Raw genomic sequence first — 13,512 nt, forward strand, 5'->3', positions numbered from 1 at the left:
AGCCGTTTAAAAGATCCCTATAAAAAACTTAAAATTCTAATATTTGGTTGCGATTTTCGTAAATTGCAGGTCCAAAATTCAGAGATAATTAGCAATGGAACAACAAAAGCCATATACCCCTAAAAATAAAATAAGAATCGTAACCGCAGCTTCGCTCTTTGACGGGCACGATGCGGCTATAAATATAATGCGCCGAATAATTCAATCTACCGGCGTTGAGGTGATTCACCTTGGTCACGATCGCGGTGTAGAAGAAGTAGTGAACTGCGCCATTCAGGAAGATGCTCAGGCTATCGCGATGACTTCCTACCAGGGCGGCCATACCGAATACTTCAAATATATGCACGATTTGCTTCAGGAGAAAAATGCCGGTCATATTGCTATTTTTGGTGGTGGTGGCGGAGTAATTCTTCCGGAGGAAATCAAAGAATTAATGGATTACGGAATTACCCGAATTTATTCCCCAGATGACGGTCGTGAAATGGGGCTGCAGGGAATGATTAACGATATGGTGAAGCGGGTTGATACTGAAACCCGTGATTTAGTTGAAGAAAAATCTGTTTCTGAAGATTTAAAAAATAAAAATGTAAATACTATTTCGAGGCTTATTTCCCTTGCTGAAAATAAGCATGATTCATTTCTTGAGCATTTTGAGCCTTTAAGAAATGGGACCGAAAAAAGCAAAATTCCTGTTTTGGGAATTACAGGAACCGGTGGCTCAGGGAAATCCAGTTTGGTAGATGAACTGGTACGCCGATTCTTAGGCGATTTTCCTGAAAAAAACATCGGGATTATTTCCGTTGATCCTTCTAAAAGAAAAACCGGCGGCGCTTTACTGGGAGATAGAATTAGAATGAATGCGATAAATAATGAAAACGTTTATATGCGTTCCCTGGCGACACGCCAGTCTAACCTTGCCCTTTCTAAACACGTGGCAGAAGCCGTTGAGGTGTTAAAAGCGGCAGAATTCGATTTGATAATTCTTGAAACTTCAGGAATTGGCCAGAGTGATACTGAAATAATGGATCATTCTGATGTAGCTCTATACGTAATGACTCCGGAATTTGGTGCAGCTACGCAGCTGGAAAAAATTGATATGCTGGATTTTGCTGATTTGGTGGCTATAAATAAGTTCGATAAGCGCGGTGCACAGGATGCCTTGCGTGATGTTAAAAAGCAATATCAGCGTAATCACCAGTTATGGCATGAAGACGCTGATAAATTACCGGTTTTTGGAACTATAGCCTCTCAGTTTAACGACCCGGGGATGAATACACTGTATCGTGAGATTATGGATACAGTTGCCGAAAAGACCAAAGCCGATCTAAATTCCACCTTTGAAATTTCTGCGGAAATGAGCGAAAAGATTTTCGTGATCCCGCCGAAACGTACACGTTATCTTTCAGAAATCGCTGAAAATAACCGAAGCTATGATGAAAAAGCTGCAAGCCAGGCTGAAGTAGCCCAGAAACTTTACGGGGTTTTTAAAACAATCGAGTCGGTTTCCGGTTTAGATATGACTAATAATCAATCTCAATATTTAGAAAAACACGGCATAAACCAGGAAGAGATCAATGATTTTGCAGAAGATTCTCAAAAGGATTTTTTAAAGTTACTTTTTGCAGAGTTTGATCGTGTAAAAATGGATCTCGATCCTTATAACTGGGAAGTGATTCAGAGCTGGCAGGAAAAAGTTACAAGATATGTGGAGCCGGTTTATTCATTTAAAGTTCGGGATAAGGAAATCAAGATAGACACCCATACCGAGTCACTTTCACATTCTCAAATCCCTAAAGTTTCGTTGCCCAAATATAAGGCCTGGGGAGATATTTTAAAATGGTGCCTTCAGGAAAATGTACCGGGAGAATTTCCTTATACAGCGGGGCTTTATCCGTTTAAACGCCAGGGGGAAGATCCTACCAGGATGTTTGCCGGGGAAGGTGGGCCAGAGCGTACCAACCGTCGATTTCACTATGTAAGTATGGGCTTGCCTGCAAAAAGGCTTTCCACCGCATTTGATTCTGTAACTCTGTACGGAAACGACCCGGATGAACGTCCCGATATTTATGGGAAAATTGGTAATTCCGGGGTTTCTATTTGCTGTTTGGATGATGCTAAAAAGCTTTATTCCGGCTTTGATTTGGCAGATGCCATGACTTCGGTGAGTATGACGATTAATGGACCGGCGCCTATGTTGTTAGGGTTCTTTATGAATGCCGCCATAGATCAGCAATGTGAGAAATATATTAAAGAGAATGAGCTTGAAGATAAAGTTGAGGCAAAGTATAAAGAACTATATGATGATCGAGATTTAGACCGCCCGGTTTACCGCGGAGATCTACCCGAAGGAAATAACGGACTCGGTCTAATGCTTTTAGGACTTACCGGAGACCAGGTTTTACCTTCAGAAGTTTATGAGGAAATTAAGGAACAAACCATTAGCGTGGTTCGGGGAACAGTGCAGGCCGATATTTTAAAAGAGGACCAGGCGCAGAACACCTGTATTTTTTCAACGGAATTCGCACTTCGTTTAATGGGCGATGTACAGGAATATTTTATTAAAGAAAAAGTAAGGAATTTTTATTCGGTTTCTATTTCTGGTTACCATATTGCTGAAGCCGGAGCTAATCCAATTACCCAGTTGGCATTTACTTTAGCCAATGGTTTCACTTACGTGGAATATTATTTAAGTCGGGGAATGGATATCAATAAATTTGGTCCCAACCTTTCGTTCTTCTTTTCCAATGGAATTGATCCAGAATACGCAGTAATAGGTAGGGTAGCCAGAAAAATATGGTCTAAAGCGCTGAAGCACAAATACGGTGCAAACCCAAGAGCACAGATGTTGAAATACCACATTCAGACCTCAGGAAGATCTTTACACGCCCAGGAAATAGATTTTAATGATATTAGAACTACGCTTCAGGCCTTGTATGCGATTTACGACAACTGTAATTCCCTTCATACTAACGCTTATGATGAAGCGATTACAACTCCTACAGAAGCTTCGGTAAGAAGGGCAATGGCAATTCAGTTAATCATCAATAAAGAGCTTGGGCTTGCGAAAAACGAAAATCCAATTCAGGGTTCATTCATAATTGAAGAATTAACTGATCTTGTAGAAGAAGCCGTTTTAACCGAGTTCGACCGAATCACAGAAAGAGGCGGGGTATTAGGCGCAATGGAAACTATGTACCAACGAGGAAAAATCCAGGAGGAAAGTCTGCATTACGAAACCTTAAAGCATAATGGAGATTACCCGATTATTGGTGTAAATACCTTTTTAAGTTCAACAGGATCGCCAACGGTTACACCGGGCGAGGTAATAAGAGCGACAGAAGAAGAGAAACAACACCAGCTTAAAACTCTTAGCACGCTTCACAAAGCCAAAGAAGATTCTGCAGAAGAAGCTTTGGATAAGATTAGAGAAGCCTCTATTAAAAATGAGAATATCTTTAAGGAGCTAATGGAAGCCACCAAAGTTTGTTCCCTTGGTCAAATAACCAGAGCGATGTTTGAAGTTGGAGGGCAGTATAGAAGAAATATGTAAGCAGCTCGCCCTTTTTCTCAACCGAAGGGCAGAGAAAAAGGTGCAGGCTGCTTATCCCGATGAGCGCAGCGATATCGGGATCTTTTGAAACGAATGTTTTTGAAAACAAAATTTTGTTTAGGAAGTGTTCTTCCTCCCGATGAGCATAGCGATATCGGGATCCTGTGCAGTAGAATGTTGTTGGGTTTTTTGTTGGAAAAAGGTGCAGGCTGCTTATCCCGATGAGCGCAGCGATATCGGGATCTTTTGAAAGAGCATTTTTTTGAAAGCAAAATTTTGTTGATTCTGATAAGCGAAGCAATATCGGGAACCTTTAGACCCGAATAATATAAAAATCAATCATCCCAATGGGCGGTAGCCTCATTGGGATTTTTGTTGACTTCAAAAAAAACTTTGTTGCTCCAGAAAAAAATCTAAAAATTATTCATTCTTATAGAACTTATAGAAGAAAAGAATATCGTGATTTTTCAATTATTCCGGTTCATCTTCCCCAAATGGACTATCAAAAGAAATATCATCATCTGGATCTTTATCATCATAATTAATCCCGGGCGGATTAAACAATCCCCATCGATCTATAATGTAATTCCACTCATCAAAGGTTTTTACCCATTCAGCAAAAAGTACACGAAATTCTTCAATCGTATCTCTTAAAAGATGCAGGTATTCGGTTTCTTTAAAATCATCAGCAAAAAAGTGATTGCAGGAAACATAAATATCACGGGCACTTTTTCTAATTATCGCAGCATTTTCCATACGTATATCATAAAGATCGGCTCCTTCGGCACCGGCGATTTTAGCCGGTAATTTTAAAGCGTCGGCCATCATAAAATCCCCCTTACTTTTCAGTATTTCGTTTTCTTCAGGTATCAAATCGATAATTCGATGAACCATATTTAAGATTTCTTCAGCTTTTTTAAATAGGGGTAAATTTCTATAATTATCAAGTTCCATAATGCTTAAAATTTTTATCTTTTTTGTTGGGTGGGGCTAAAATTTCAGATTACTTTTGCAGCTTCTAATTTTTAACCTCTTAAGTACCAAAAACATAAATCTATGGAAAATATCTGGTTATATGCCATAGGTGCGTTTACAGCATTTTTTGCGATCAATAATCCCATTGGAAATATCCCAATATTTCTGAGCCTTACCAAACAGGCCGATGGAAAAAGAAAGCGTTTTATTTCTAAGAAAGCGACTTTTACGGCCTTTGTTATTGTAACCGGTTTTATTCTGTTGGGTAAATATATTTTTCAGCTTTTTGGTTTAACTATTCCTGCCTTTAAGATTACCGGTGGAATTCTTGTATTTTTTGTTGGTTTTGAAATGATTAGAGCACAGCAATCCAGTATTGATAACCAGAAAGAAATAGATTTTAACGAAGGGATATCTATATCTCCATTGGCTATTCCAATTCTTGCGGGGCCGGGAACTATTGTGACGGCAATGAACTACACTACAACTGCCAGTTATATGGATATGGCAATTATTGCAGCAATGTTTGGACTGATTATGTTCTTAAACCACCTTGCTTTTATTTCCAGTGATTATTTAGTGCGATTTATTGGTCAAAATAAGATTATTGTGATCGAGAAGATCATGGGGCTAATTATAGCAATAATCGGAACTAATATGTTGATTGATGGTATTAAGATCGCTTTCTTTTAAAAATGCTCAAAGCTAAAGTAAATTAGGCTTTTCTAATTTGTTGCATCCAGTCAGCTATCATTTTATCGAAAATTTGAATTTCTTTCTTTAGCAGCGTTAAAAATTCACTTTCCCTTACTCCGGAAAACTCCAGGTTTTTACAATGTAATTTCAGACTTTTACTTGCTTTTCTGATATTTCTAATACGCTCTAAACGCGAGCCGGAATTTTTTGCTGCAGCTACAGCAGCTACCCCAGGTGCCAGTTGAAGTGATTCAGTTATAAGATCTCCGGCATACCTGTCTTTAGGGCTGGCCGCAAATCCCATTTCTATTACGTTTTTGTCCTGAGTAAAATGCACAGCCATTGCCCTGGAAAGTTTGAATATTTCCAATGCTTTCCGGTAAACGGGCATCTGATAGGTATTCTGCGAAAAAGCCTGTGACATTAAATTTAATTTCTTATAAAATTAATCAGAAATTAAATAGGCTATCTTTGCTTTTTAATGTTAAAATAAAAATTTACATTTATTTAAAAGGTATTATATTAATAAAACTTTAATATGCAAATCGATGAATTAAACTGGGCAATCCTAACTAGATTACAGCAGAATGCCCGCTATTCTTTTGCTGAAATTGGTCGGGAAATAGGATTGAGCTCTCCGGCAGTAGCTGAACGGGTAAAGAAAATGGAAGATGCCGGGATTATTAAAGGTTATAAAACTCAAATTTCCTATCATAAAACCGGGCATCAATTAAAAGCAATAATAACCCTGCGAGCATTTATGGGTAGATTGAAGCCATTCCTGGAAAAAGTAAAGGAATTTAAGGAGGTTAGTAATTGCTACCGCATCACCGGAAACGAAAATATTATTATGGAAGTTGTCTTGCGGGATCAGTCTCATTTAGAAGAATTTATTGACAAATTGATAACCTATGGAGAAACAAAAACCCATATAGTACTCTCACAAGTTGTAGAGTTTGCTGCTATTGATAAGAACAGGGCGAAATAATCTTAATTTCTAGGGAATAGTGATTCTTAATCAAATTGCACTTAAATAAATTTCACTGCTAATCTTTTAACTTTAGTTAAAGTGAGACCTTTTTAGCATCATTTTTAAGGAATTTCTAAAACCAGTATTTTTTTTTAGTTAAATTATAGCAAATTGTAATTTTATTAATACTAATGCGACTACACTGTGCTTACCTTTATAAAAAAAGAAATTACATATGAGAAAGTATAGTTTAGTATTCCTTATCGTTTCAGCAATAACCGGTGCGATAGGATTTTCCGGATTAAATTTTTCCGGTATTGAAGTAGTGAGGGTATTATTCCTAATTTTTGCTGATTTACTTGTAGTCTCCTTATTTGCCCATCTTTTATTTGGAAATGACAATTTGAAATTGCAACCGATAAAAAAGTAAAATTACCTATATATTATTAAGCCTTCATCTTGTGATGAGGGCTTTTTTATGCACGATCTTTGATATCTATGCTTATATTTATAGTAATTATTTAATATTATGATGAGAAAGATACCTTTTTTAATTATACTCCTGGGTTTTATTCCTCAATTTAGTAACTCTCAGGATTTAGAAATTCCTTTGGGTAAAATTGTAGATTCAATTCCAATAACCGATACAACTACAAATAGTTTTACTTTGTATCTGCCACAAAACTTTAATAAAGAGAAACAATGGCCTATAATTTTTGTTTTTGATCCCCATGGAAGGGGAAGGGGAGCTACGCAACTTTTCAGAGCAGTGGCCGAAGAACAATCATACATTATTGCCGCCTCTAATTTTAACCTTAAGAAAGACTCTTTAAAAAACAATATTAAAAAAGTCGGGCCATTTATAAATCAAGTAGACGGCATGCTGTCTATAGATAGGGAACAGGTTTATGTTGCCGGCCTTTCTGAAGGTGGGCAGTTAGCTGGAGCTTTACCATTTATATATAATAATATTGCTGGGGTATTGGCTGTAGAGAATGCCTGGATAAACACTCAATATCTAAACGCCAACAATAAATTTATGTTTAGTGCGGTGGCTTGTGATAGTAATAACACGCTATTTGTTCTGGAAGAAATTAAAGCTTATTTAGATAAAAGGAATTTTCCTACAGAAATGAACTTTTACTCCTGCCAGGATGAGGCAGAATGGCCTGTTGCTAGTATAATCCAAAACGCTGTTGCCGGCTTTACCTTAAACGCGATGAAAGAAGGGAAAAGGGAGCAAAACCTGGAGTTAGTGCAAGAACTGTTTGCTGATGAAGCCGAATATGCAGAAGTTTTAAGACGAACTCGTAACTACTACCAGGCTTTTGAAAAACTTAAACAAATTGAAGATAAATATGATGATTTTGATCTGGATATAGATTTACGGGACCAGAAAAGAAATGTTCGTAGAAATAAAACCTTTAGACAGCAAAGACGGGAATACCGAAATGTTGCTGCTGAGGAAGAAGCTAAGCAGGAAGAATATCTTTATTACATGGAAACCGACGTGGTGACCGCTAATTATGAAAACATAGGTTGGTGGGCCGCACAGGTAGAAGAATTAAAAGAAAACGAAGAAAAATTAAAAGGGCCTAAGCAAAAAATGGCTGGCAGGCTTCAGGGATTCCTTGACAACCTTAGCAAGAACTATTATGATGGCTATGTAAATTCTGAAGCTAACTCAAGGACTAAGGTTTTTGTAAGTATTCTTAGAACTATTTTCGATAAAGAAGATCCTGAAGCTTATTTAAACATCATTAAGATTGCCGGTCACGATGGCGATCACGAAACAGCTCTTTTGTATCTCGAAGATTTACTAAAAACCGGTTTTGATAACATGGAGGCCCTATATGATATAGAAGGAATTTTAGACCTTAAACTAAGTGAGGAATACAATTCTAAGATTAGAGAATATCTTGGGAAAGCAAAATATTATCAGGCAGAAATTTAAATTTGGTTTTTGTTCTTCATATATCCACTTGTTTGATTTGTCGGTTGGAAATCAGGCAGCGTAGTTTCCGCAGTAAAGGATAAGAAATTAGTAATCTGAAAAAGCCTTCTTAAGCTGAAGGTTTATCTTTTCAATATTTATTTATTAAAATTGATCGCTAGTTTTGAACTAACGATGTTTTCTGGAAGAGTTTCAATTAGAATTACTAACGAAGAAACCACCAACTCCGGCGGACGGTATTCAGACTTAAGGATACCGGAGGGTGATTCCAATTTGTTAGATGCTTAATAAAGCATATAATCCTTACTTTGCTTTAAATAGTATTTATGTTCAAGCTGGCCTTATAACAATAGATTACAAGGTGATAAAGAAACTCAGTTTGTAGAAATCGTTCATAGCAAATCTTGCATCTTCATCGGCTAAATTTCCACCGAAGGAAAATCTAAGTCCGACATTCCCTTTTTGAAATTGCAGGTAAGGTCCTAACCAAAGATAACCATCGGCTCTCTCAAGATCCTGGCCACCATCAATTTCACCTCCAGAAAGATACAACTCTTCAAAATGCCCACCCATGGAGAAAAAGTCAGAAAATTTATATCCAAGATTTACCCAATAATGCACATAATTGTTGGTAGATTGTCCTGCTGCTGTATTATTTCTAAGTGCGGCATAGTATCCAAAATAAAGTTCTCCTTCAAGATGGTCAGATCCGTAATTCATAGTAAGATTTGGTACAATCCCATCTCCTATAATACCTTCCTGCGCAGCGCCACTGGAAAGTAGACTGCCCATAGTAAATCCCAGACTCGGGTTGATATCAAAATTTCCTACCGTCTTATTATACCCCAAGCCAAATTCAGTCCATTGTCCCCAGGCAGATGCGGTACCGGCACCCCATTGTATTCCGTAAACGGTAAAGGCATCTGTATCGGAAAATTGATAAGATAAACTCATCATAGGGTTAAAGCCGAAAAATGCATCATGATTAAGACTTAAATCTGCTCCAATTTTGTCAATAGTTTCTTGTTGAGCATTTGAATTTTGACTCCATAAAAGAGCCCCAAAGAATAAAACCAGAATTGTTTGTTTTTTTAACATGTTGTTGTTTTTAAGTTGTTAATTAAATTTAATGGTGTGTGGTTTTGTAATTTGGTTTAATTGTTATTATCGGTTGCTTGCCGTGCCAAATTCAGCATAGGCATCCATACCGTGTTCGTGTATATCGAGACCTTCGGTTTCTTCTCTTTCTTCCATCCTTAAGCCCATTGTTGATTTGATAATTTTTAAGATTACAAATGCTGAAATGCAGCAGAAGGCACCTACTATTCCAATTCCGGCCAACTGGGATAGTAGTTGATCGAAACCGGCCAGACTTCCGAAGATACCTACTGCCAGTGTGCCCCAGATTCCGCAAGCAAGGTGAACAGCTACAGCACCAACGGGATCATCTAATTTTAGTTTATCAATTAATGACACTCCAAAAACAATAACTCCCCCAGCAATCAAGCCGATAAGAACTGCATCTAAAGGACCCATAACATCTGCACCGGCGGTGATACCAACGAGTCCACCTAAAATCCCGTTGAGAAACATAGTGAGATCATAATTCTTATAAGCAATTGTTGAAACTAAAAAGGCTGATATACCACCAGCCGCAGCAGCGAGGCAGGTGGTTACAAGGGTGATGGAAGTTAAAGACGGATCGGCTGAAAGTACCGAGCCCCCATTAAAACCAAACCAGCCTAACCAAAGTATAAATACCCCTGCAGTGGCCAAAGGAATATTGTGACCAGGAATCGCGTGTGACTGTCCATCTTTTCCAAATTTACCTAAACGTGCACCCAATAAATAGATAGCTATTAAAGCTGCCCAGCCACCTACAGAATGTACAAGCGTAGAACCTGCAAAATCGTAGAAACCAAGCTCGTCCAGGAATCCGCCACCCCATTTCCAGGATCCTACAATAGGATATATAATACTTATGTAGATCACAGAAAAAAGCATAAAACTTCCCAGTTTAATTCGTTCTGCCACTGCCCCGGAAACTATTGTTGCTGCCGTAGCTGCAAACATTCCCTGGAATAAGAAGTCTGTCCAGTAAGTATAGCCTTCGTTATAAGCTAAGTCTAAAGAACCGTCTGCCACTGGAGCATCTAATCCAAACAGGCCGAAGAAATAATCGGGGATCACCCCAGCAAAAAAGGAGTCGGGATACATTAAATTGAATCCAAGCAGGCTGTAAAACAATAAACCGGCACAGATTATAAATACATTTTTGAAAAGGATATTAATGGCATTTTTTTGACGTGTTAAACCAACTTCAAGAAGTGAGAAACCCAGGTGCATAAAAAATACCAGGGCAGTACACACCATCATCCAAACATTGTTAGTAGTAAGTAATTCCATAAAAAGTAATGTTTATTTACGTTGTATATTTTAGGAAAGTGAGTCTTTTCCTTTTTCTTTAGTTCTTATGCGGTAAGCTTCTTCAACAGGTGTTACAAAGACCTTCCCATCTCCAACAGAACCGGTATGGGCGGCTTTTAAAATGGTTTCTACCGTACTTTCTACATTTTCATCTGATACTACCAGTGAAATTTTGCGTCTTTGAATATCGCTGGTGCTATAAGAGACTCCGCGATATACATGACCTTGTTTTTCGTTACCTACACCGGTAACATCCCAATAACTAAAAAAATTGACCTCGGTTTCGTGAAGCGCTTTCTTAACTTCATCAAACCGTGATTTTCTAATAATTGCTTCTATTTTTTTCATGAATACCTATTTTTTTCAGATGTAAATGTATAAAAATATCACAATACCCGTTAAAAAATAGGGGTTTACGCTAAATAAATATGAATTAAATAAAAACAACCCCTAAAATTTTAGGGGTTGTTTTTATAAATAGGTAAATTTTATTTAGTTTCTATTTTATGGGAGGTGGCTTAGGTCAATTTTGAGAGAAATAGACCTAAAAACACAGCCAGAATTCCCAAAATTATGCTTCCGAAGGTATAAATGAAGAAATTTAGGTAATCTCCAGAGCGTAAAAGTGCATGGTTTTCAAAAGCGAAACTGGAAAATGTGGTAAAGCCGCCACAGAAACCAATAGCAAGGAATAAAACAGTATTAGAATTGAAAATATCAGATTTGGCAGCGATCCCCAGAATTAACCCCAGTAGTAAACTACCAAGAATATTTACTGTGAAAGTGCCAAATGGAATAAACGCCGTTCCAAAATTCAAACTTTTACTGATTAGATAGCGGAGAACGCTGCCAAGGCCGCCACCTAAAAAAATCAATAATAGTTGTTTAAGCATAAGTCGTTATTTAACTGGGATATAAAGGTGGGTAATCCATTTTGCAGGATTGGCAACATTGTCTGGTGAAGTTAAGTGAACCTCAAAGTTTTTAGCGCCTTCTGCTATTTCAAGATCATTTGCTTCCATATAATTATAGGCAGTATCCCAGGCTTCCTTTAGGTTTTTGTAATCGCCCTTCAGGGTAGTTTTTAAAACTTTCTGGTTAGGCATAAATCCGGTTAAAATCTCACTTTGAGCCGGAGTAATGACCTCACTTGGTGTAAAGATTCCAGCGGAAAAAATAGCCGTACCCGAGGCTTCATTCCATTCATTATAAAGAACAAATGGATTGCCATTTTTTTCAATCCCATTCTCATCCATATAAGTAGAAACATCTGCAAACATAGGTATCATTTTTTCGTCTACCTGGCTTATTTTGCTGGCGGTAGTGGTATACATATAATATCCGCCACCGTGCTGTATAATTCCGTCTACGTTGATAGTGTATTTATCCATTTTGTTTAAAACAACGCTTTCCATATTATTGAGCCCTTTTTGAAACTTTGGGCGCATCATTTCAGTGATACTTTCATCCTGAAAAGTAAAAGCCAGTTTTTCCATAAAACTTTGGTGGCCTTTCATCCCCCAGGTTACTTCAGTACCATTTTCAATTTCGTTGAATTCCCAGTAAACTTCACTGGTAGATTCACCAAATGGCGTTTTAAAGCTAATTTCCTGTTCTATTTTAGAATAAGGTTTAGCTGAAATAGTTCTTATTTCCCCATCGCCGGCACTGTCACTCTTCCAGGTATAAGATGCGCTATCACCGCTGGTTTTAGCTCCATATTCAATAATCATATCTTCATTTTCAGCGGACCAGGGTTCCCAGTTCTCCCAGTTTTTAAATTCATTTACTTCCTGGAACATCATTTCTACCGGAGCTGTAATTACTTTGGTTTCTTCAACCTGATAATCACCATCTTTTGTGGCGATATAAATAGAACCTGCAATTATCACTATTAATAGTAAAAAGAAAAGATATTTAAGAATTTTCATATTGGGTGGTTTATAAGCGAAGATACTTAATTTAACATTAGTTGTTAAAGGAGAAATTATGGATTTAAAAAGCCTTTAAGTACGAATAGTAAACCTATAAAGGCCAGGAAAGCCAGGAGCACCCAAATACTTCCCTTGTATTGTTTTTTGTGTAATAAAGTATCTTTTTTATAGCTAATAACGATAATTATTACAAAAGCGACTATAAATAAACCTGCAAAAATGAGTTGGCCGGTGCTAAACATTTTATTTACTTTTATGCAAAGTTAAGGTTTTAGGCTTACTATAATCGATTTTATTAAAATGAAACCAGTAAAATGCTTAACACAAAAAATCGAAAATTGCAGAGATCATAAGCTTGAGATAAATTTCTAAACAAATGAAAAAAAGACTCGCTGCCGTAAAAGAATTTCATAAAACCTTTAGGTTGGGAATTGCTGAAAACCCCAGGGCTTCCCTGGGAGCTGAAAAAAACCGTTTACGCTTCGAATTGATGAAAGAGGAAAACGAAGAATATCTGGAAGCGGCATCTAGTGGCGATCTTACCGAAGTGGCAGATGCGCTGGGCGATATGCTCTATGTTTTATGCGGAACCATTATTGAACATGGCCTGGAGCATAAAATTGAAGCCGTCTTTGATGAAATTCAGTATAGTAATATGAGTAAGCTTGATGAAAATGGAAATCCTATTTATAACGAAAATGGAAAGGTGATAAAAGGCCCCAATTATTTTAGACCTAATATTGAAAAGGTTTTAAAAAGCAATGATTATTAAAATAGGAAAGAGGCTGTCTGAAAAAGTTTTTTAAATTGTCATTCTGAGACCCGTGATAAAAAATTTTATCTAGCGTAGGAAAATGACGTTTCGAGCATAGCGAGTTTTAAACTCCGTGTGTGAGTGTAGCAAATCAGCAGCGTTAATAATTTTTGAAACCCTGGAAAAAATTTAGCTGCTGATTTGCGATTTTTTCTGCCTCCGACGACCAGAAGGGAGAGGAAGGCAGTTGCC

14 protein-coding genes are annotated in these 13,512 nt (G+C 37.4%); 6 read left to right on the plus strand and 8 right to left on the minus strand.

Features of this window, described 5'->3' with window-relative positions:
* The first annotated feature begins 94 nt into the window (after positions 1-94).
* Positions 95-3,550 (plus strand): methylmalonyl-CoA mutase family protein, encoded by a 3,456-nt coding sequence (locus tag LB467_RS03815; protein WP_224472701.1) that lies wholly within the window; start codon positions 95-97, stop codon positions 3,548-3,550.
* Between the two features lie 471 nt (positions 3,551-4,021).
* Here the strand turns inward: LB467_RS03815 and LB467_RS03820 are convergent, their stop codons facing one another.
* Complete coding sequence (locus LB467_RS03820; protein ID WP_224472702.1) at positions 4,022-4,504, minus strand: hypothetical protein; 483 nt, start codon at positions 4,502-4,504, stop codon at positions 4,022-4,024.
* Between the two features lie 102 nt (positions 4,505-4,606).
* Here LB467_RS03820 and LB467_RS03825 point away from each other — a divergent pair, with 102 nt between their 5' ends.
* Positions 4,607-5,218: a MarC family protein gene (locus LB467_RS03825; protein ID WP_224472703.1), complete on the plus strand. Its 612-nt coding sequence runs from the start codon at positions 4,607-4,609 to the stop codon at positions 5,216-5,218.
* 22 nt (positions 5,219-5,240) lie between these two features.
* Here the strand turns inward: LB467_RS03825 and LB467_RS03830 are convergent, their stop codons facing one another.
* Positions 5,241-5,645 carry a hypothetical protein gene (locus LB467_RS03830; RefSeq protein ID WP_224472704.1) on the minus strand — a complete coding sequence of 135 codons (405 nt, stop codon included), beginning with the start codon at positions 5,643-5,645 and terminating at the stop codon, positions 5,241-5,243.
* A 114-nt stretch (positions 5,646-5,759) separates the two neighbouring features.
* Here LB467_RS03830 and LB467_RS03835 point away from each other — a divergent pair, with 114 nt between their 5' ends.
* From LB467_RS03835 to LB467_RS03845, 3 genes are all read left to right on the plus strand, one after another.
* On the plus strand, positions 5,760-6,209 hold the full coding sequence (locus tag LB467_RS03835; protein ID WP_224472705.1) for an Lrp/AsnC family transcriptional regulator: 450 nt from the start codon (positions 5,760-5,762) through the stop codon (positions 6,207-6,209).
* A 217-nt stretch (positions 6,210-6,426) separates the two neighbouring features.
* Positions 6,427-6,621 carry a DUF1328 domain-containing protein gene (locus LB467_RS03840; RefSeq protein ID WP_224472706.1) on the plus strand — a complete coding sequence of 65 codons (195 nt, stop codon included), beginning with the start codon at positions 6,427-6,429 and terminating at the stop codon, positions 6,619-6,621.
* Between the two features lie 99 nt (positions 6,622-6,720).
* Positions 6,721-8,145 carry a hypothetical protein gene (locus tag LB467_RS03845; RefSeq protein ID WP_224472707.1) on the plus strand — a complete coding sequence of 475 codons (1,425 nt, stop codon included), beginning with the start codon at positions 6,721-6,723 and terminating at the stop codon, positions 8,143-8,145.
* A gap of 354 nt (positions 8,146-8,499) precedes the next feature.
* On the opposite strand, the gene LB467_RS03850 is transcribed toward LB467_RS03845, so the two are convergent.
* The 6 genes from LB467_RS03850 to LB467_RS03875 all read right to left on the minus strand — a co-directional run bounded on the left by LB467_RS03850 (position 8,500) and on the right by LB467_RS03875 (position 12,748).
* Positions 8,500-9,243 carry a DUF6733 family protein gene (locus tag LB467_RS03850; protein ID WP_224472708.1) on the minus strand — a complete coding sequence of 248 codons (744 nt, stop codon included), beginning with the start codon at positions 9,241-9,243 and terminating at the stop codon, positions 8,500-8,502.
* Positions 9,244-9,309: 66 nt separating this feature from the next.
* A complete protein-coding gene (locus LB467_RS03855) occupies positions 9,310-10,551 on the minus strand; it encodes an ammonium transporter (protein ID WP_224472709.1) in 1,242 nt (413 codons plus the stop codon).
* 30 nt (positions 10,552-10,581) lie between these two features.
* Positions 10,582-10,920: a P-II family nitrogen regulator gene (locus LB467_RS03860; RefSeq protein ID WP_224472710.1), complete on the minus strand. Its 339-nt coding sequence runs from the start codon at positions 10,918-10,920 to the stop codon at positions 10,582-10,584.
* A 170-nt stretch (positions 10,921-11,090) separates the two neighbouring features.
* Positions 11,091-11,465 (minus strand): fluoride efflux transporter CrcB, encoded by a 375-nt coding sequence (gene crcB, locus LB467_RS03865; RefSeq protein ID WP_224472711.1) that lies wholly within the window; start codon positions 11,463-11,465, stop codon positions 11,091-11,093.
* A gap of 6 nt (positions 11,466-11,471) precedes the next feature.
* Positions 11,472-12,503 carry an SRPBCC family protein gene (locus tag LB467_RS03870; RefSeq protein ID WP_224472712.1) on the minus strand — a complete coding sequence of 344 codons (1,032 nt, stop codon included), beginning with the start codon at positions 12,501-12,503 and terminating at the stop codon, positions 11,472-11,474.
* A 56-nt stretch (positions 12,504-12,559) separates the two neighbouring features.
* Positions 12,560-12,748: a hypothetical protein gene (locus LB467_RS03875; protein ID WP_224472713.1), complete on the minus strand. Its 189-nt coding sequence runs from the start codon at positions 12,746-12,748 to the stop codon at positions 12,560-12,562.
* A gap of 134 nt (positions 12,749-12,882) precedes the next feature.
* Here LB467_RS03875 and LB467_RS03880 point away from each other — a divergent pair, with 134 nt between their 5' ends.
* On the plus strand, positions 12,883-13,278 hold the full coding sequence (locus LB467_RS03880) for a pyrophosphohydrolase domain-containing protein (protein ID WP_224472714.1): 396 nt from the start codon (positions 12,883-12,885) through the stop codon (positions 13,276-13,278).
* Positions 13,279-13,512 lie beyond the last annotated feature (234 nt).

It is taken from the genome of Salegentibacter tibetensis (assembly GCF_020164485.1).
Taxonomy (GTDB): domain Bacteria; phylum Bacteroidota; class Bacteroidia; order Flavobacteriales; family Flavobacteriaceae; genus Salegentibacter; species Salegentibacter tibetensis.